Source organism: Afipia sp. OHSU_II-C1, assembly GCF_000497575.1.
In the GTDB taxonomy this organism is placed as follows: domain Bacteria; phylum Pseudomonadota; class Alphaproteobacteria; order Rhizobiales; family Xanthobacteraceae; genus Afipia.
The window spans coordinates 450,959-469,050 of sequence record NZ_APJI01000013.1; the positions used below are offsets into that span (position 1 = coordinate 450,959).

Below are 18,092 nucleotides of genomic sequence, written 5' to 3' on the forward strand. Positions count from 1 at the left end.
AAATCGGTACTTTGTATTGGCGTTTCCGCTTAGAAAATTCTGAGCATTTGCAGCACGAATGACAATCCGTTTGCTACTCCGACGGCGCCTATAGCAGCGCCGATGAAAATGCCTGCTGCACCTAGGCACACGCCTCCAATCCAGCCGCCATTGCCATACCCGACGACTGCCCCGATGGTGCCGGCCAAAATGACGAGCACGACAGCCCAGATGATTTGGACGATCTGAATGAACCGCTGCATCAACTCTATGTAGGGACTCAAGGCCAAACAAAAATACGACCGTTGCAGCGATAGTTAATTGCGAATCTGTAAAATCGTACTCAGGTTCGGTGTCGTCCCCGCGAACGCGGGGACCCATAGTTATCGAACACCATGTCAGCGTCGTCCAGAGGTGAGCACTTGCGAGCCTCGAAGGACGACGGCAGCAGACAACCGCGCATCCTTCGAGGTTCGCGCGCTATGCGCGGCTCACACCTCAGGATGACGCGACATCGCTACGTTAGCGATCAATGGGTCCCAGCTGGAGCCTGTCATTCGGGCCGGCGAAGCCGGACCCACGCGGCGTCGCGCAGGCCTGCGGGCGCGGCGCAGTGACAGGACGGCGTGGTTGCCGCGCTGGTTAAAGTGAATCCTGGAGAGCTTCAAAGCTCATTCCCCACGTTAAGCTGGAAATGCCGCAGTACCTGCGGGTTATTTTCAGCGCCCAAGCCTCTGGCATTGCTCGCTTAAACGCCTGCGCCGCCGCGCGAACACAATTGAGTTGTTGCTTTAAGGCCGGCAACTGCTACAAGCCTCGCATTCGACCTGCGGCACAGCTTTTGTTAAAGCGCCCTTTGGACCTTTTCGGTCCCCTTCGGCTCCTTACCCTAAGACATCGCTAGATTGGATTATGCTCCGCGCGACGTCGTGCGGGACTGCGCATGTACGCGCCTCTAAGGATTGTTTGTTATGACGACTGGTACTGTGAAGTGGTTCAACGGCCAAAAGGGCTTTGGTTTCATTCAGCCGAACGATGGCGGCACCGATGTGTTCGTTCACATCAGCGCTGTCGAGCGTGCTGGCCTGACCGGCCTCGCCGAAGGACAGAAGGTTTCGTACGAAGCCAAGGTTGACAAGATGCGCGGCAAGACCAGCGCAGAAAACCTACAGATTCTGTAAGGCCGATCGCGGCAGCCGGACACCGGTTGTCGCGCAAGCCTGAACAAGAAAAAGAGCCAGGCGCTGCATCCACGGATGTACTGGTTGCAGCAGCCAGCTTTTCGCCCGTTTCACGGATGTAATGAAACGGACGTCACGAGTGGAGCGGATTTGACATTCGCTCCATTTTTGCGACTGCTTCCCAAAGCGAATGTCAAATCCAAAGCTCCACTAGAAATATATCTGCCGGTGGGCCTTTGATTCCAACATTCGCAAGGAAGCCCGCCGCAATATGGTGCGAATGTTAGAATCGGCCCACGAGGCCCCGTCAGAAATGATGGGGCTTTTTGCTGTCTGGGCGCGGAGGAAGGTCAGAAATATTCTGCGTCGTCACCGGTCAAGCGATCACGAATAATTCCAGGCACGGGGAAACCATAGCCGGAACCCTGGTCCGTCCATCGCAGGCTTCCGGACGTGTGGGCATCGCTTGCGTACAATTCCGATCCAACCGACTGGAACGCATGCAAAAGCGCCTGCGCGGAATCATACCCGAAGATTTCGCTCGTTCTGAGCCGGTCTGGCCACTGAATTTCCCAGCGACAACCCCAAGCGTTGTCATCCTTTGACGGCAGGAAAATACGAACAGCGACCGGCACATCTTTGCCGGATTGGTTCAATGTCAGTGTTCTTTCGGCGACAATCATGGGACGTCCTCAGAAGTTAAGCGGCGGAAGAGGATAACCGGAAATACATGCAGCCCGCCTGGCCATCGCCTGCCGCCAGCAGAGAACCTCTTTCAATCCGCTCATTTAACGACCGCGTTGCATTCGTTGATCTTGATGTAGGATAAAAATCCTACTGGCAAGATCGACGTACAGATAACCGGTCATGGCGGCTTGCATTTCCAATTCACCTGCGCGCAAATCTCGGTCAGGGAGACCGAAATGCTCGACAAGACCAATATCAAGACAGAACACTTCGATGTGCTGATCGTCGGCGCGGGCCTCTCGGGCATCGGCGCGGGCTATCACCTGCAGCAGAATTGCCCCGGCAAGAGCTACGCGATCCTCGAGGGCCGCGAGGCCATCGGCGGCACCTGGGATCTGTTTCGTTATCCCGGCATCCGCTCCGACAGCGACATGTATACGCTCGGCTATTCGTTCAAGCCGTGGACCCAGCCCAAGGCCATCGCCGACGGCCCGCACATTCTGGATTACGTGCGTGAGACCGCGCGCGAGAACGGCATCGACGGAAAGATCCGTTTCAGCCATCAGGTCAAGAGCGCGTCGTGGTCCTCGGCGGACTCGCGCTGGACGGTGGAGGCGGAGCGGGGCGAGGCGCGCGAGATCGTGCGCTTCACCTGCGGCTTCTTGTTTATGTGCAGCGGCTACTACTCTTACGAGGGCGGCTACTCGCCGGAATTCCCCGGCGCGGACCAGTTCAAGGGCCGCATCGTGCATCCGCAGAAGTGGACCAGCGACATCGACTACGCGGGCAAGCGCGTGGTGGTGATCGGCTCGGGCGCCACCGCCGTGACGCTGGTGCCGGAAATGGCCAAGACCGCTACCCACGTCACCATGCTGCAGCGTTCGCCGACCTATGTGGTGGCGCGGCCCGCCGAGGACGCGCTCGCCAACAAGCTGCGCGCGAAGCTGCCGGCCAAGCTCGCCTATCATGCGATCCGCTGGCGCAATGTGCTGTGGGGCATGTATTTCTTCCAGCTCTGCCGCCGCAAGCCGGAGCGTGCCAAGCAACTCATCCTCGGCGGCGTGCGCCATGCGCTCGGTGCGGATTACGACATCGCCACTCATTTCACCCCCCGCTACAATCCCTGGCAGCAGCGGCTGTGTCTCGTGCCGGATGGCGACCTGTTCAAGTCGATCAAGGAGGGCCGTTCCTCGGTGGTGACCAACACCATCGACACCTTCACGCCGAACGGCATTCGTCTGTCGGATGGCAGCGAACTTGAAGCCGACCTGATCGTCACCGCGACGGGACTCAATCTTCAGCTGCTCGGTGGCATGCAGGTCAGCGTCGATGGCCGTGCGGTCGATTTCGCGCAGACCCTGAACTACAAGGGCATGATGTATTCCGACGTGCCGAACCTGGCCTCATCGTTCGGCTACACCAACGCCTCGTGGACGCTGAAGTGCGATCTCACCTGCGAGTATGTCTGCCGCCTGATCAATTACATGGACAAGAACGGCTACAAACAGTGCACGCCGCGCAACACCGATCCCGAGGTGCAGCGCGAGAACTGGCTCGATTTCACCTCGGGCTATGTGCAGCGCGCGGTGGCGAAGATGCCCAAGCAGGGCTCGAAGCGGCCGTGGAAGCTTTATCAGAACTACGCGCTGGACATTGTGACGCTGCGTCTCGGCAAGGTCGATGACGGCGTGATGGTGTATGAGTGAGCGCGCCGCGACATAAGGAATCCCCGATGAAGTCCCTCACGTTCGCGCTCGGCCTGCTGCTGGCCGCATCGCCGCTGTATGCCGACACGCAACCTGCGGCGAGCAAGGTCGTGGTGAAGCCGGTGATGTCCGCCACCACGACATCGAGCGGCCAGCCGATCGTGCTGCCGCAGAAGGACGCGCAGGTCATCGTCTCGACCTATGAGATTCCGCCGGGCGCGGTGCTGCCGAAGCACAAGCATCCGTTTCCGCGCTACGGTTATGTGCAGGCGGGGACCATCGAGGTCACCAACCTCGACACCGGCAAGACCGAGATCTTCAAGACCGGCGACTTCATTGTGGAGGCCGTCGGCCAGTGGCATTTCGGCGCCAACAAGGGCACGGAGCCGGTGAAGCTGCTGGTCATCGATATGGTCGAGAAGGGCGCGGCCAACGTGGTGTTGCAGAAGTAGGGATTTGATTAAATTTGGCGGGCCGGTTGCAGCCGGTTCGACTTGGGGTCGACTTGGGGTAGTTTCAAGCAAGTTCATTTCAAGCGGGGCGAACCATGCGCTGGTTAAACACAGCTGTGATTGTTGTTCTTGTCGCGGGAACCCTGATCTTTGCATTTCAGAATCTTCAGAGCGTCACGGTGTCCTTCCTCGGCATCAGGTTCAGTGCGCCGATGGCGGTGCATGCCCTGATTATCTATGTCGTCGGCATGGTGACGGGCGGCAGCGCATGGGGGCTGGTGCGCTGGGCCCTGCGCGGGCAAAAAACGCCGTAGCGCAATCGGCGCGCGAGGACCGTCACATGTGACGGCGGATAAACGCGCCGGCTTGCGCCAGCGCGCGGCGGCCGGGTTCGAGATGCGCGTTCCACAGCGGCCAGGCGTGGATCATCTCCGGCCACACTTCCAGCGTCACGTCGACATCGGCCGCGCCCAGCGCCGCCGCAAGGCGCACTGCATCGTCGAGCAGCGTTTCGTGCGAACCGACCTGAACCAGCGTCGGCGGGAAACCCCGTAAATCCGCGAACAGCGGCGAGATGCGCGGATCGTTGCGGGCGATTCCCGATGGCACGAACGCGTCGGCGAGTTCGCCGAGATAGCCCTTGTGGATGATCGGATCGACCGCATCCTTGGTCGCGAGCGACTTGCCTGACATGGTGAGGTCGGTCCAGGGCGAGGTGAGCCATGCACAGGCCGGGTGTTCGCTCTGTTGGCGCAGCGTGTTGATGAGTACGGCGGTGAGATTGCCGCCTGCGCTGTCGCCGCCGATGGCGATTTGCGACGGCAAATAGGCCTGCCTGCGCAGGTATCGCCACGTCGTCATCGCATCATCCAGCGCCGCGGGGAACGGATGCTCCGGCGCAAGGCGATAGCCGACCGCGAGGGTTCTCATGCGCGCCGCGCGTCCGGCCTCGGTCACCATGCGGCGGTGGCTTTTGATCGAGCCGGAGCAGTAGCCGCCGCCGTGGAAGAATATCAGCACGCGCGAGGCATCGCTGCCGGGCGCCAGCGACCATTCGCCGGGCACGCCGCCGAGATCGACGCTTGTCAGGGTGATGTCGTCGGCCACTGGCCACACCGAACCGATCTCGTCCAGCCGCTCGCGGCGTGCGGCCCAGCCGACCGGCCGGGCCTTCGCCGTCAGCAGCGCGCGGATGGCATCGATTTCGGAGGAGGGCATGGTGCTGGCTCCGGTTAGAAAACCTTGCCGCTCTTGCGGCTGCTGCGTCATGCCTTGGCGAAGATCGGCGTCAGCTCACTGTCCATCTTCTTCCAGAGTTTTTCGAACCCGGCCCAGTTGCCGTGCATTTCGTCGTTCCAGAGGCTGTCGTCCGGGCCCGCGACGTAATCGTCCGTTCCGATCGTGTTGCGGAAATCGATCAAATGAATCTTCCCGTTCGACGCATCTGCGATCTGCTTCAGCCCGCAGTAAAACAGGTCGATCATCTGGTTGAGGATTTGCCTCATCAGCCCTTCGCCTTCGATCTTGTGAAATTTTTTGAGCTGGTAGCCGATGTACTGGCCGTTCAGTTTCGGATTTGGATAGTCGTAGGTATGCAGGATAACTGGCCTGCCACCGGCCACCACCTTGCTGGTCGCTTCGCGGTAACGGTGGATGGCCGCGCCTAATACGTCGTCGAATCCCGGTCTCTCGATGTCCCCTTTGTGCCTGATGTACTCGTCTCCGGGACGGTTCGGGTCGAAATCATAAACGCAGTCTTTCAGGTTGCCGATGAGGTCGTTACCTCCCGCGCTGATCATCACGTATTGGAAGGGCTTCGGGGTCGCCTCATTCAGTATGTGAAAGAGGCCCATCAATGTTCCGTCCGGATATCTTTTCGGGAGGCCCACATTGCTGTCCTGATCGAGGATGTCGCTCCAGGTGTCTCCGGCCCTTGCCAGACTCAGAACCGCGTATTTGTCTCCGGCGCGGTCGATCAGGTCCGGGATGTTGGGCCATGGATACTCGAACCAGGAATCTCCTTCCGCCAGGATGATCGGACCCTTGTAGGGCGAGTTCAGTTTGTTGAGAAACCGCGTCCTCTTTGCAGGACGCTTGCGATCCCTGAGTTCGGTGACATTGACCCGGTCGAAGGACGTCAGGTCTCTGGCGTCGAGCGGTGCGCCTTTGCGCACGAAGATGAAATTCCCGAACTGATCGATTCGTATGTCTATGAGATTCGAAAGCGCCTCATCTTTTGCGGCGGCGCTCAGTGTCTCGTCACCGATAATTTTGCGAACGCGATCTTCGAGTGTCTGGTCGGTCATGCGTGCCCCGTTAAATAACTAAAAAATGCCCGCATGGTTGAGCGGGCGGCTGAAAACGCGGGCAGTCTAGCCGGGATGAAACGAAGCGCAATCGGGACCGCTCGGAATCCCGTATGTCGTCTGGTTGTCCAGGCCCCGGAACGCCGAAACATTTCGTGATGGGGATACGTATCCCCGCCCTCCAAACCTCTCTTATTTTCGGCGTGTCCCGCCCCGTTGATGAGGGGCGTTTCGCGATCGTCACGATACGCGGGGCGGGATGCGGTGGCGCGGCAGCGTCAGGCGCGAACGAGGATGGCAGGGCGCGTTCCTTGTACAAAGGGCGTGTGAGTTATCCGAGCCAGCGCTGACGAACCACGCTGTGCGCAGGATTGCGGCGTAGCGATACGTCTGCATGAACGCGTAACCCCGCGCCGGCCCAAGTCGTGTGGTCCTGCGAAATCCGGTCTGCCCCTTCGCTTCCAACCGGGAGCGTCGGCCTCAGCGGAGACGACGGCGTCAGCCCGAGGGCGTTGCCGGGGAGAGCACGAAACAAGCCGGAGCCCCACCGCGTGCGGAACGCCGGATGCAAACGGCGTGACCGTGGCGACTAGGCTCGTGTGCTTTTTCACTTTTGCACACGGGGCTGCGGATGCGCTCGCGCATCCGGCGTTCCGCGCGCCCTCATTTTGAGGGAGGAACGGAAAAGAGCTTCGGGCGCCCCCGCGCCGTCATAACAACAGGGGCGATGGCGCTTGTTTGCGTGAGGTTTCGCGCGATGTGTCGGGCGAATGCGAAATTTTAGAGGCATTGCCTTCTGCGCGCGAAAAATACATTCTCCCGGCCCCGTTCCCGCAAAGCAAAAAGAAGCCATGACAGCCTCATCTCGCGACCGCCTCGAACAAGCCCTTGCCAGAATCGCCGATCCCGCCGGGGAAGGCGCGCGCTCCTGCCTTAGCGTCTATGCGGACGACGCGCGCAAGGCGGCTGATGCTGCCGACGTACGCATCAAATCCGGCGGTTCGCGCGGCCCGCTCGACGGCGCGGTCATCACCATCAAGGATCTGTTCGACGTCAAGGGCGAGGTCACCCGCGCCGGATCGAAAGTGCTTCCGGCGCGCAGCAAGCCCGCGACGGCGGATGCTGCCATTGTCACGCGGCTGCGCGAGGCGGGCGCGGTCATCGCCGCGAAAACCAACATGACCGAGTTCGCCTATTCCGGCCTCGGCGCCAATCCGCATTACGGTACACCGGGCAATCCGGCGGACCGCAAGCGCGTTCCAGGCGGTTCGTCCTCCGGTGCGGCGGTGGCTATCGGTGACGATATCGGCGAAATCGCCATCGGCACCGATACCGGCGGCTCGACCCGCATCCCGGCGGCGTTCTGCGGCGTCACCGGCTTCAAGCCCACGGTGAAGCGCGTGCCGCGCACCGGCGCATTTCCGTTGTCGTTCACGCTGGATTCGATCGGGCCGATCGCGCGCAGCGTCGCCGATTGCGCCAATGCCGACGCCATTCTGGCCGGTGAGACCCCATCGCCGCTGTCGCCACCTGCACTCGGCGATGTGCACGTCGGCCTGGTGCAGGGCTATCCCATCGAGGGCCTCGATGACGTCGTCGGCAAGGCCTATCCGCTGGCGCTGGCGAAGCTCGGCTCCCACTGGAAGGCCGCCGACATCACTCTCGATGCATTGAGCATCATGCACACCGCCAACGAGCGTGGCGGCGTCGCCCCGCCGGAGGCCTATGCGATTCATCGCACGCTGCTGGCGGAAGCGGGCGAGGGTGTCGATCCGAACGTGCGGGCGCGCCTGCTGCGCTCGGAGAAAATCAGCGCGGCGGATTACATTCTCGCCCTGCGCGACCGCGAGCGCGGCATCGCGCAGATGGATGCGGTGTTCGACAAGGTCGATGTGCTGGTGATGCCGACGGTGCAGATCGTCGCTCCGACCATGGACGAAGTATCCACCATGGAGAGCTTCAACAAGCGCAACGTTCAGGCGCTGATGAACACCGCGATCTGGAATTTCTTCGACACCTGCGCGATCTCGCTGCCGATCAGGCTCGGCAATGCGCTGCCGGTCGGCCTGATGCTGGTCGGCCGCCATGGCGGCGACCGCAGGCTGCTCGCCATTGCGGCGGCGGTCGAAAAGCAGCTCGGGGCGTGACCGGATGACGGAAACGGCCAGCACGCAGGCAAAACCGGCGATCGCCTCGCTCACCGGCATCCGTGCGCTGGCCGCGTTCCTCGTGCTGTTCCTGCACGCGGACCAGAACATTCCTATCGGCCTCTCGCATATCGGCGCGGTGTCGCGGGGTTATCTCGGTGTCGACCTGTTTTTCCTGCTGTCGGGTTTCATTCTGACCTATGTCTATTTCGACAGCATGGAGCGGCCCACGGGGCGCAAGTTTGCGATCTTCATGTGGCATCGTTTCATCCGGCTGTATCCGGTGCACATCGCGGTGCTGGCAGCGCTGGTGATCATCGTGTTAAGCGCCGGGCGGCTCGGTTTGAATCTCCGGTCGCCGGAAGCCTTCACGTTTGGCGCGCTGCCGTGGCAGCTCTTGCTGGTGCACGCCTGGGGCGTGACCGATCAGATGAGCTGGAATGTGCCGTCATGGTCGATCAGCGCCGAGTGGTTCGCTTATCTCTGTTTCCCGCTGGTTGCTTATGGCCTCGGCCGAGTCCGGGATCCGCGGATGTTGCTGGTGATTGCGGTTGCAAGTCTCGGCGCTGCGGCGCTGATCTTCTCGCTGGCCGGGTGGGGACTCTCCGGCGCATGGATCGCACCGTCGGCACTGGTGCGGATTGCCGGATCGTTCGTCTGCGGCGCGGCTCTGTGCCGTTATGCGGTGTTGCGCCGTAAGCTTGAAAGCAGGTCTGCTCTTAACGACGCGGCAGCAATGATGGCGATCGCTGCGTTTCTGGTCCTGCCGTCATTCGGCGTGCCGGATTTCGCGCTGATCGCACTGCTTGCGGTGTTCATCGCGGCGCTTGCGATGTCGAGCGGCGTCACCGCGCGGCTGTTCTCACTGGCGCCGATGGTCTGGCTCGGCGAGATTTCATACTCGCTCTATATGGTGCATTTTCCGGTGCTGCGGGCGCTCGGCATCGTCTTCAAGCCGGAGCGGCTCGCGGCCATGGGGCCGATGACTGCCATCGCGGTTTATGCTTTCGCGATCTGTGTCTGTGTGGCCGCTGCGGCAGTGCTGTATTATCTGGTCGAGCGGCCGCTTCGCGTCAGGCTTCGCAATGTCATCGGCGAAATGCCGCGCGGCGCTGCGACGGCGTCTGCCATCGCAGCGAAATCAGCGTAGGGAGATTCAGCCGATCGCGACTTTCAGCGTGCCGATGCCGTCGATGCCGCATTCGATCTTGTCGCCGGGCTGGAGCGCAGCGACTCCGGCGGGGGTGCCGGTCAGGATGATGTCGCCCGCGCCGAGCGAGACCTGCAGCGAGAGCTTGCCGATGATCTCCGCGACGTTCCAGATCATCTCGGAGAGATCGCCCTTCTGCTTCTCGGTGCCGTTGACCGAGAGCCAGATCTTGCCCTTCACAGGATGGCCGATCTCGGCGGCGGGGCGCAGGGCCCCGCATGGCGCGGAGAAATCAAACGACTTGCCGATCTCCCAGGGCTGTTCCTTCTTGCGCGACGCCATCTGCAGGTCGCGGCGGGTCAGGTCGATGCCGACGCCGTAGCCGTAGACGTGATCGAGCGCCTTGGCCGGATCGATGTTGGCGCCGCCGCTCTTCAGCGCAATGACCAGCTCGACCTCGTGCTGGAAATCCTTCGTCAGCGACGGGTAGGGGATCGTGGCGCCGTCACCCGTCACCATGTCGGCGTGCTTGGCGAAAAAGAATGGCGGCTGGCGCTCGTCGTTGCCCATCTCGCGGATGTGCTCGAGATAGTTGCGGCCTACGCACCAGATGCGGCGTACCGGGAAGGATTTCGATTCACCGGCGACAGGAATGGACGGTTGCGTGAGTGCGGGAATGACGAAGCTGGCGCTCATGGGGATTCCGGTGTCTGGGAGGGCAACGAGGCGGGAGAGGCGACCTTACGCGCTGGCAGCGACGGGAGCCAGCGGGTTGGCATCGCGATGCTGCAAGCGGAAGAACGAGGCATACCGCCCGCCGCGCCGCAGCAAGTCATCGTGACGCCCGGTTTCGACGATGGTGCCGTTCTCGACTACCAGGATCTGGTCGGCGTGCATGATGGTGTGCAGGCGATGCGCGATGACGATCGTGGTGCGGTTCTGGCACAGATGCTCGATGGCCTCCTGCACTTGTTTCTCGGATTCGGAATCCAGCGCAGCGGTGGCTTCATCGAGCAGGATGATCGGCGCGTTCTTCACCAGCGCGCGGGCGATGGCGATGCGCTGGCGCTGGCCGCCGGAAAGCTGCGTGCCGTGTTCGCCGACCGGCGTGTCGTAGCCGCGCGGGAAACTCATGATGAAATCGTGGGCGCAGGCGGCCTTCGCGGCAGCGACGATCTCTTCCTCCGATGCCCCGGCTTTGCCGAACGCGATGTTCTCGCGAATGGTATCGCGGAACAGGTAGACGTCCTGTCCGACATAGGCGGTCTGCTGGCGCAGCGAGCGGCGCGAGACGTCGGAGATGATCTGCCCGTCGATGACGATGGCGCCGAACTTCGCCTCGTACAGCCGCAGCAGCAGCGCCAGCACGGTGGATTTTCCGCCGCCGGACGGGCCGACCAGCGCGGTCATCTTGCCGGGCTCGGCGACAAAGCTCATGCGGTTGAGCACGGTCTCGTTGCCGCGATAGGCAAAGGTGACATCGCGGAATTCGACCTTCGCTTCGGTCAACTGCAATGCGGGCTTGTCGCTGTCGTCCGGCTCGCTCGCCGGGCTGTCGACGATCTCGAGCAGCTTGCGCGCGCCGATAAGGTAGCTGTTGAGCTCGATGTTGAGGCGCGCGAGACGCTTGGCCGGCTCATAGGCCAGCAGGAACGCGGTGATGAACGAGAAGAACTGTCCCGGCGTCGCGCCGGTCGCGATGATGCGATAGCCGCCATACATCAGGACGCCGGCGATGGCGAAGCCGCCGAGGGTTTCCATCAGCGGGCTGGATCGGCTCTGCACCCGTGCCATCTTGTTGGCGTTGGCTTCGACCAGCCCGATGTTCTTGTCGATCCGCGCCTGCATGGTGTCTTCAAGCGTGAACGCCTTGACCGTGCGGATGCCTTGCAGGGATTCCTGCATGGTTTCGAGAATGTCCGCCGTGCCGGTGAACTGGTTGTGTGCAAGGCCTTTGATCCTCTTCACCAGCTTGCGGATGACGAACAACGCAGGGGGTGCAATCAGCAGCCCGGACAGCGACATCCACGGGTCCTGAATCACCATCACGGCGGCCAGCCCGACCAGCGACAGGAAATCGCGGCCGACGGCGTTGATCAGGAGACTGAGAACCTGGGTCACGGATTGCGCGCCCGCGGTCAGCCGCGCGAGGAACTCGGAGGAATGGCGTTCGGAATAGAACCCGACATTCTCGCGCATCAGTTTCGCGAACAGCCGGCGCTGATTGCTGGCAAGGATGGCGTTGCTGATCTTCGACAGGATGACCGTATGACCGTAGGTCGCTGCGCCCTTGAGGGTGAACAGAACGATGATCGCCAGCGACAGCATCACGATGCCGTTGATGCTGCGATTGACGTAGGTCTGGTTGATCACTTCGCCAAGCAGCCAGGCGGACGCGGCTGTTGCGCCGGCCGATAGAGCCATCAGGGCAAATGCGACCGCATAGCGCCGCCAGTGCTGGAGGCCCTGTTCGGCAATCAGGCGGCGAATAAGGGCAGCCGCCCCATAAGGGTCGTCGGTGATTTTACGTGGAAGCTCGGTCATCCGCGTTCCATTGACGGCCGGCGCAACCTGCGCCCCGTCAGGGTTTCTGCGATGTCCGTCTCTTGCCCGCTATGGACCGGATTTTCAAGCGAAATCAGGGCTTTTTGGTCAATTCTACACTATGCCGAAACCGCCTGCCGGCCGTCCCGGAGCCGGTCCGCCAGCAGCTTTTCCTCCCATGCGAGCGCATGGCGGGCGATGGTGTCGAGATTGTCGTATTGCGGCGTCCAGTTCAGCGTGGCTCGAATGCGCGCCGTGTCCGCGATCATGGTCATGATGTCGCCGGGCCGGCGGTCGGCGTACTGAACCGCGAAGTTGCGGCCGGACGCGCGGCGGACTGCTTCAATAGTTTCAAGCACGGAATAACCGCGGCCGTAGCCGCAATTCAGGGTCGCCGAAGGGCCGCCGCCTTCGAGATAGCCGAGCGCCGCACAATGCGCCTGCGCCAGATCACTGACGTGGATGAAGTCGCGGATGCAGCTTCCATCGACCGTCGGATAGTCGGTCCCGAACACGTCGATCTTGGCGCGCTGGCCGGTCGCCGCTTCAACGGCGATCTTCAGGAGGTGGGTCGCACCGACCGTCGCGAGACCGATCCGGGCTTCCGGGTCAGCGCCGGCGACGTTGAAATAGCGCAGCACAACGTAATGCATCCCGTGGGCGGAGGCGACGTCGTGCAGCATGATTTCGGTCATCAGCTTCGATGAGCCGTAGGGCGACAGCGGGCGTGTCGGCGCTTCTTCGGCCACGGGCATCTGCTCCGGATTGCCGTAAACCGCGGCTGTCGATGAGAAGATGAAGCGGCTGATGTTGCATTTGACCGCGGCGTTCAGAAGGTTGCGCGTGGTCATCGTGTTGTTGCGGTAATAGCCGAGCGGGTCGCGCATCGAATCCGGCACGACCACCGAGCCTGCGAAATGGATGATCGAACTGACGTTGTGCGCAGCGATCACGCCCTCGACGAGATTCTCGTCCGCGACGTCGCCGATGAACAGGGGCACGCCTTCGGGGAGGAACTGCGAGAAACCGGTCGAGAGATTGTCGACCACGACAACGCTTTCGCCTGCATCGACCAGCGCACGAACCGTGTGGCTGCCGATGTAACCTGCGCCTCCGGTGACCAAGACTGTCATGGCATTCCAATCCGCATTGCTTCCGCGCCTGTCTCGCGCGCCATATCTTTTCGTGACCTGGCGCGGAATGTGAAGCGAACTTGTTGCCGGAAGCTTGCAGAGAAACGATGGAAATGGGGTATAAGGCCGGACTTTCTCGGGAAATCCCTTGGATTTTCCCTCAGGAACGCGGTTTATGGTTTCCAAAACGTAACGCGCATTCAAGAGTTCAAGGCCCATCACGCCGATGCACGGTATTCTGTTCATCAAGACATCGTCGCTCGGCGACGTGGTGCATCACATGCCGGCGGTGACGGACACGCGGCGGCGCTACCCAAATGCGCAACTGACATGGGTGGTTGAGGAGGCATTCGCCCCGCTCGCGCGGCTTCATCCTGCGGTCAGCGAAGTGATCCCGGTCTCCACGCGGCGCTGGCGTTCCCAGTTGCTTCGCGGTGAGACCTGGAGCGAGATTTCCGCGTTCAAGGCAAAGCTCAAAGCGGTCAAGGCCGAGAAGGTGATCGATACGCAGGGCCTGATCCGCTCTGCATTGATCGCGCGCACGGCATCGGGCGAGCGCCATGGCTACGATGCATCGAGCATCAAGGAGCCGGCGGCGTCGTGGTTCTATGACGTCAAGCACGCCGTCGCGCGCGATCAGCATGCGGTGACGCGCAACAGAGCGCTCACCGGATTGAGCCTCGGTTATTCGCCGGATGCTGCGATCGACTACGGGCTGGTCAAGCCACCGAGGGGCAACGCAGCGCCTTATGCGGTGCTGCTGCATGGAACATCGCGTGCCGCGAAGGAGTGGCGCGAAGTTGACTGGATCGGCACTGGCAAGTGGCTGCGCGGGCAGGGCATCGATGTCGTGCTGCCGTGGGGCAACGAGGCGGAACGCCTGCGTTGTGCTCGGCTGGCCGCCGCCATCCCCGGCAGCCGCATCCTCGATCGCCAGCCGCTCGATGTGACAGCAAAGGTGATCGCGAATGCAGCGCTCGTTATCGGTGTCGATACCGGATTGCTGCATCTTGCTGCGGCTTACAGCGTTCCGCTGATCGCGGTGTTCCTCGCGACCGATCCCGGCTTGACCGGCCCCGTCGGCAACGGATCGATTACGGTCGTGGGCGGGAAAAACGTCTATCCGTCGTTCGAGCGCGTCATTGAAGCCGCGCAGAGATTGCCGCTCACACCTTAAGCGGTTTGCTTCGCCAGAACGTCGTCAATGAAGTCCGACAGGTTGTCGCCGTTGTACAGGTAGCCCTTGATGCCCGCGGCAGTGCCCGCATCGAGGTCGCGCTGCTTGTCGCCAACGACGAAGCTGCGGTCCTTGGCCACCGGCCAGTGCTTCATGAGATCGAGGATCATGCCGGCCTGAGGCTTCCGCCAGTTGCACTCGCGCGTGTAGCGGGGGACGACGCCATCGGGATGATGCGGGCAGTAGCGAAAATCGTCGATCCGTGCGCCGTCACGCATAAGTTCGCCGCGCATCCAGTTGTGCAGCGTGCGCACATCGTCCTCTGAAAAAAAGCCGCGTGCGACGCCGGACTGGTTAGTAAAGACGAAGACGTAATAACCCGCGTCATTCAGCTTTCTGATCGCGTCCGTGACTCCCGGCATCCACCGGAGTCTGTCGCGGGTGCCGACATAGGCGTCGTCAAGATTGATGACGCCATCACGGTCGAGAAACGCAGCAGGTTTCGATATCGCGCCGCCCGCCGTCATTTTGTCTTTGTCGTGCTGATCAGCGCTTGCTCGACCTCGTCGCAGATCGCATGCATCGCCATCATGTGGATCTGCTGGATCACGGGCGTATCGTCGGTGGGCGAAACGAACAGATGATCGCAGGACGCGCGCATGACTTCGCCCTTGGTGCCGGTGAAGCCGATAGTGGTGACGCCGAGATCGCGTGCGACCTTGAGCGCGGCAAGGATGTTCGGCGAGCGGCCGGATGTCGTGAGCGCAAACAAAACATCGCCGCGACGGGCGAGCCCCTGAACCTGCCGGGCAAACACCTGCTCGAAACCATAGTCGTTGGCGATCGCCGTCAACGCCGAAGTATCTGTCGTCAAGGCGATTGCCGCCCAGCCGGGCCGTTCCTCCTTGTAGCGGCCGACAATCTCCGCGGCGATGTGCTGCGCATCCGCTGCGCTGCCGCCGTTGCCGATCAGCAGCAGCTTGTTGCCGGCTTTCAACGCATCCGCGACTGTGCGCGCAATGGTGTGCGTTGTCGCGCGCAGGTCCGCGCTCTGCACGGCCTTGCTGAGGCCGTCGAGCGAACTCTGGAAATGGGCCGCGATCCGGTCCTGGCTCACATGTCACCGCGTCGTTTGAAATTGGCGTCAGTGGTAGTCACAGCGCGATAACGGCGCAAGTGCGGCCGGTTATCGAGATTAACGGGCTTCGGCGATCACGCGCTGCGCGGTCTCCACCACCTGCGAGGCCGGTATGTCGCGCATGCAGTGATGATCGTTCTGGGTGCAGACCGGCTTGTGACAGGGCTGACAGGGCAGGTCGGTGGCGCGCTTGATCGTCGCCGCGAGGCCGTTCAGCGGCGCCCAGTGATAGGGGCTGGTCGGGCCGAAAATCCCGATCGCCGGGGTGCCGATCGCGGCGGCGATGTGCATCAGGCCGGAGTCATTCGAGATCACGGTTTTCGCCGCCGCCATCGCCATGATGCCGTTGCGCAGATCGGTCCCGGTGAGATCGCGCACCCGAGGTCCTGCGAAATTCACAATATCGGTCGCAATGGCTTTTTCGCCCGGTCCGCCGACCACCCAGACGTCGAGGCCCTGTTCGGCGAACATCCGCGCCGCTTCTGCGTAGTAGGTCCAGCGTTTTGAGGCGCCGACCGAGCCCGGCGCAAGCGCCACGGCGGCGGTCTGTCCGAGATTGTTAGCCTGTCGCCAGGCGGTCACTTCCTGCGGTGGGACCACAAGCTGCGGCACCGGCCATTCCTTTGGCAGGGGGGCATCGGCGGGCAGGGCGAGGGCGGCGTTCTTGTCGATGAAGCGCGGCATGCTGCGCTCGCCCCAGCGCCAGTCGTTGATCAGGCCGAAGCGGACCTCTCCGACCCATCCGGTGCGTTGGGGGATACCTGCCAGCGTCGGCGCGATGGCGGATTTCCAGGTCCGGGGCATCACCAGCGCGGTGCCGTAACCGGCGGCGCGGAACTGCTCCGCCAGCGCCCATTGCTTTTTCAGGGCGAGTTGCCCGCGCGGGAGGTCCCAGACGATGCCTTTGCGGACGCCGGGCATGTAGTCGACAAGGGGCGCGCAGAGGCTGGTGACCAGCAGATCCACCGGCCGATTGGGCCAGCGCTCCTTGAGCACCCGGACCACCGTATGCCCGCGCACGAAGTCGCCGATCCACATATACGGAACCACCAGAACCGGGCTGGTTTCCGAGGGATCGGGTGTTACCCCAATATCGCTTAGAAATGAATTTATATTCATTTATTGAAGGGTTTTAGAGCGCACCGATCCCGGTCCGGAGAATTGTGGACGATCAGCCGGTTACCGCGTCCCCCGCGCGGCGTCCAGATGCGTTTTCTCCGGCGTAACCTCATTCTCCGCCTTCACCAAGCCCATGGACGTGAGTTGCCTGGGGGGCAGGAGTGAGGCAAAGGTGACCCGCGCTAATAGGGCGGGATTCCTTCATGCTGTTGGTGACCGGCGGAGCCGGTTTTATCGGATCGAACATCGTCGCCGCCCTCAATGATGCGGGCCGCGCGGACGTGGCCGTGTGCGACTTTCTCGGGTCTGATGGCAAGTGGCGCAATCTCGCCAAGCGCCAGCTTGCCGACGTGGTTCCGCCAGCGGAACTGATGCAATGGCTGAACGGGCGCAAGCTCGATGCCGTCGTCCATATGGGCGCGATCTCGGAGACCACCGCGACCGACGGCGATCTCGTCATCGAAACCAATTTCCGCCTGTCGATGCGCCTGCTGGACTGGTGCACGGCCAACTCTGTCCCGTTCATCTATGCGTCCTCGGCCGCAACGTACGGCGATGGTGAGCAGGGTTTTCTTGATGATGGCTCCCTGGCCGCACTGAAGAAGCTTCGGCCGATGAATCTGTACGGCTGGAGCAAGCACCTGTTCGACATGGCATTGGTTGAACGTGTGGCGAAGGGCGGGAAGATGCCGCCGCAGTGGGCAGGCCTCAAGTTCTTCAATGTGTTCGGCCCGAACGAATATCACAAGGGCACGATGATGAGCGTGCTGGCGCGCCGCTTCGACGACATCAGGTCGGGCCGCGTGGTGCAACTCTTCAAGTCGCATCGCGACGGCATCGCGGACGGCGACCAGCGGCGGGATTTCATCCATGTCGATGACGTGGTGCGCGTGATCATGTGGCTGCTGGCGACGCCCTCGGTGAACGGCATTTTCAATGTCGGGACCGGCCATGCGCGCAGCTTCCGGGACCTTATTCTCGCGGCCTATGGCGCGCTCGGGGCCAAGCCGAACATCGAATACATCGACATGCCGGAACAAATTCGCGGCAGTTATCAGTACTTCACGCAGGCAGAGGTCGATCATCTGCGCGGCGCAGGCTACAATGGCGGCTTCACGGCTCTGGAAGACGCCGTCGGCAGCTATGTCAGGGATTTTCTCGACCGGCCCGATCGCTACCGCTGATCGTGTCACAGGGATCTAGTGGTCTGGTTCTGGCATTCGCATCCCGTTGCAGCGGTTTCTTTTGCGAATGCCAGAACCAAAAGACCACTAGCAATTAATAGGTATCTAGTGTCCTTTCGAGTCCGACGTTCGCTGCGGAAGGCGCTGCAAAATAAAGCGAACGTCGGATTCGGGACACTAGAGCGTTCT

Annotated in this window: 18 protein-coding genes; 8 read left to right on the plus strand and 10 right to left on the minus strand. The window is 61.9% G+C overall.

All coding sequences use genetic code 11. From position 1 onward, the window contains the following. Positions 1-29: 29 nt before the first annotated feature. A complete protein-coding gene (locus I554_RS0115385; protein WP_034473467.1) occupies positions 30-242 on the minus strand; it encodes a hypothetical protein in 213 nt (70 codons plus the stop codon). 708 nt (positions 243-950) lie between these two features. On the opposite strand from I554_RS0115385, the gene I554_RS0115390 reads away from it, so the two are divergent. After that, entirely contained in the window at positions 951-1,160 is a 210-nt protein-coding gene (locus I554_RS0115390) for a cold-shock protein (protein ID WP_006021548.1), read from the plus strand. A 350-nt stretch (positions 1,161-1,510) separates the two neighbouring features. On the opposite strand, the gene I554_RS0115395 is transcribed toward I554_RS0115390, so the two are convergent. Further along, positions 1,511-1,843, minus strand: coding sequence for a hypothetical protein (locus I554_RS0115395; protein WP_024574723.1), 333 nt, complete (start codon positions 1,841-1,843; stop codon positions 1,511-1,513). 240 nt (positions 1,844-2,083) lie between these two features. Between I554_RS0115395 and I554_RS0115400 the strand changes: the two genes are divergently transcribed. From I554_RS0115400 to I554_RS0115410, 3 genes are all read left to right on the plus strand, one after another. Further along, positions 2,084-3,553 carry an NAD(P)/FAD-dependent oxidoreductase gene (locus tag I554_RS0115400; RefSeq protein WP_029659526.1) on the plus strand — a complete coding sequence of 490 codons (1,470 nt, stop codon included), beginning with the start codon at positions 2,084-2,086 and terminating at the stop codon, positions 3,551-3,553. Between the two features lie 26 nt (positions 3,554-3,579). Continuing rightward, positions 3,580-4,005, plus strand: a complete 426-nt coding sequence (locus I554_RS0115405) for a cupin domain-containing protein (RefSeq protein WP_024574725.1) — start codon at positions 3,580-3,582, stop codon at positions 4,003-4,005. 95 nt (positions 4,006-4,100) lie between these two features. Continuing rightward, positions 4,101-4,319 (plus strand): hypothetical protein, encoded by a 219-nt coding sequence (locus tag I554_RS0115410; RefSeq protein ID WP_024574726.1) that lies wholly within the window; start codon positions 4,101-4,103, stop codon positions 4,317-4,319. A 22-nt stretch (positions 4,320-4,341) separates the two neighbouring features. On the opposite strand, the gene I554_RS0115415 is transcribed toward I554_RS0115410, so the two are convergent. Together I554_RS0115415 and I554_RS0115420 are read right to left on the minus strand one after the other, a co-directional pair. Beyond that, positions 4,342-5,223, minus strand: a complete 882-nt coding sequence (locus I554_RS0115415; RefSeq protein WP_024574727.1) for an alpha/beta hydrolase — start codon at positions 5,221-5,223, stop codon at positions 4,342-4,344. A 47-nt stretch (positions 5,224-5,270) separates the two neighbouring features. Next, positions 5,271-6,311, minus strand: coding sequence for a hypothetical protein (locus I554_RS0115420; RefSeq protein ID WP_024574728.1), 1,041 nt, complete (start codon positions 6,309-6,311; stop codon positions 5,271-5,273). Positions 6,312-7,162: 851 nt separating this feature from the next. Between I554_RS0115420 and I554_RS0115425 the strand changes: the two genes are divergently transcribed. Beyond that, positions 7,163-8,458 (plus strand): amidase, encoded by a 1,296-nt coding sequence (locus tag I554_RS0115425; RefSeq protein WP_024574729.1) that lies wholly within the window; start codon positions 7,163-7,165, stop codon positions 8,456-8,458. 4 nt (positions 8,459-8,462) lie between these two features. Then, positions 8,463-9,608, plus strand: a complete 1,146-nt coding sequence (locus I554_RS0115430) for an acyltransferase (RefSeq protein ID WP_024574730.1) — start codon at positions 8,463-8,465, stop codon at positions 9,606-9,608. 6 nt (positions 9,609-9,614) lie between these two features. Here I554_RS0115430 and I554_RS0115435 read toward each other — a convergent pair whose 3' ends face one another. From I554_RS0115435 to galE, 3 genes are all read right to left on the minus strand, one after another. Further along, a complete protein-coding gene (locus tag I554_RS0115435) occupies positions 9,615-10,304 on the minus strand; it encodes a fumarylacetoacetate hydrolase family protein (protein ID WP_024574731.1) in 690 nt (229 codons plus the stop codon). Positions 10,305-10,349: 45 nt separating this feature from the next. Then, positions 10,350-12,152 (minus strand): ABC transporter ATP-binding protein, encoded by a 1,803-nt coding sequence (locus I554_RS0115440; RefSeq protein WP_024574732.1) that lies wholly within the window; start codon positions 12,150-12,152, stop codon positions 10,350-10,352. 119 nt (positions 12,153-12,271) lie between these two features. Beyond that, the gene (galE, locus tag I554_RS0115445) at positions 12,272-13,285 is read right to left on the minus strand and encodes a UDP-glucose 4-epimerase GalE (RefSeq protein WP_024574733.1); all 1,014 of its coding nucleotides are present in this window, start codon (positions 13,283-13,285) and stop codon (positions 12,272-12,274) included. Positions 13,286-13,511: 226 nt separating this feature from the next. On the opposite strand from galE, the gene waaC reads away from it, so the two are divergent. After that, positions 13,512-14,462: a lipopolysaccharide heptosyltransferase I gene (gene waaC, locus I554_RS0115450; protein ID WP_024574734.1), complete on the plus strand. Its 951-nt coding sequence runs from the start codon at positions 13,512-13,514 to the stop codon at positions 14,460-14,462. Here waaC and I554_RS0115455 read toward each other — a convergent pair. From I554_RS0115455 to waaF, 3 genes are all read right to left on the minus strand, one after another. Beyond that, on the minus strand, positions 14,459-14,989 hold the full coding sequence (locus tag I554_RS0115455) for an HAD family hydrolase (protein ID WP_024574735.1): 531 nt from the start codon (positions 14,987-14,989) through the stop codon (positions 14,459-14,461). The genes waaC and I554_RS0115455 overlap by 4 nt on opposite strands. After that, the gene (locus tag I554_RS0115460; protein WP_024574736.1) at positions 14,986-15,579 is read right to left on the minus strand and encodes a D-sedoheptulose 7-phosphate isomerase; all 594 of its coding nucleotides are present in this window, start codon (positions 15,577-15,579) and stop codon (positions 14,986-14,988) included. Before I554_RS0115460 ends, I554_RS0115455 begins: the two co-directional genes overlap by 4 nt. A gap of 78 nt (positions 15,580-15,657) precedes the next feature. Then, positions 15,658-16,719, minus strand: coding sequence for a lipopolysaccharide heptosyltransferase II (gene waaF, locus I554_RS0115465; protein ID WP_024574737.1), 1,062 nt, complete (start codon positions 16,717-16,719; stop codon positions 15,658-15,660). 203 nt (positions 16,720-16,922) lie between these two features. Here waaF and rfaD point away from each other — a divergent pair, with 203 nt between their 5' ends. Continuing rightward, positions 16,923-17,903 carry an ADP-glyceromanno-heptose 6-epimerase gene (rfaD, locus tag I554_RS0115470; protein WP_024574738.1) on the plus strand — a complete coding sequence of 327 codons (981 nt, stop codon included), beginning with the start codon at positions 16,923-16,925 and terminating at the stop codon, positions 17,901-17,903. Positions 17,904-18,092 lie beyond the last annotated feature (189 nt).

Bases quoted from the DNA above. Each gene is read 5' to 3' on its own strand.
- I554_RS0115455 (WP_024574735.1), bottom strand. From the start codon at position 14,989: ATGACGGCGGGCGGCGCGATATCGAAACCTGCTGCGTTTCTCGACCGT.
- I554_RS0115425 (WP_024574729.1), top strand. From the start codon at position 7,163: ATGACAGCCTCATCTCGCGACCGCCTCGAACAAGCCCTTGCCAGAATC.
- I554_RS0115420 (WP_024574728.1), bottom strand. From the start codon at position 6,311: ATGACCGACCAGACACTCGAAGATCGCGTTCGCAAAATTATCGGTGAC.
- I554_RS0115435 (WP_024574731.1), bottom strand. From the start codon at position 10,304: ATGAGCGCCAGCTTCGTCATTCCCGCACTCACGCAACCGTCCATTCCT.
- rfaD (WP_024574738.1), top strand. From the start codon at position 16,923: ATGCTGTTGGTGACCGGCGGAGCCGGTTTTATCGGATCGAACATCGTC.
- waaF (WP_024574737.1), bottom strand. From the start codon at position 16,719: ATGAATATAAATTCATTTCTAAGCGATATTGGGGTAACACCCGATCCC.
- I554_RS0115390 (WP_006021548.1), top strand. From the start codon at position 951: ATGACGACTGGTACTGTGAAGTGGTTCAACGGCCAAAAGGGCTTTGGT.
- galE (WP_024574733.1), bottom strand. From the start codon at position 13,285: ATGACAGTCTTGGTCACCGGAGGCGCAGGTTACATCGGCAGCCACACG.
- I554_RS0115385 (WP_034473467.1), bottom strand. From the start codon at position 242: ATGCAGCGGTTCATTCAGATCGTCCAAATCATCTGGGCTGTCGTGCTC.
- I554_RS0115395 (WP_024574723.1), bottom strand. From the start codon at position 1,843: ATGATTGTCGCCGAAAGAACACTGACATTGAACCAATCCGGCAAAGAT.
- I554_RS0115440 (WP_024574732.1), bottom strand. From the start codon at position 12,152: ATGACCGAGCTTCCACGTAAAATCACCGACGACCCTTATGGGGCGGCT.
- I554_RS0115410 (WP_024574726.1), top strand. From the start codon at position 4,101: ATGCGCTGGTTAAACACAGCTGTGATTGTTGTTCTTGTCGCGGGAACC.
- I554_RS0115430 (WP_024574730.1), top strand. From the start codon at position 8,463: ATGACGGAAACGGCCAGCACGCAGGCAAAACCGGCGATCGCCTCGCTC.
- I554_RS0115405 (WP_024574725.1), top strand. From the start codon at position 3,580: ATGAAGTCCCTCACGTTCGCGCTCGGCCTGCTGCTGGCCGCATCGCCG.
- I554_RS0115415 (WP_024574727.1), bottom strand. From the start codon at position 5,223: ATGCCCTCCTCCGAAATCGATGCCATCCGCGCGCTGCTGACGGCGAAG.
- I554_RS0115400 (WP_029659526.1), top strand. From the start codon at position 2,084: ATGCTCGACAAGACCAATATCAAGACAGAACACTTCGATGTGCTGATC.
- waaC (WP_024574734.1), top strand. From the start codon at position 13,512: ATGCACGGTATTCTGTTCATCAAGACATCGTCGCTCGGCGACGTGGTG.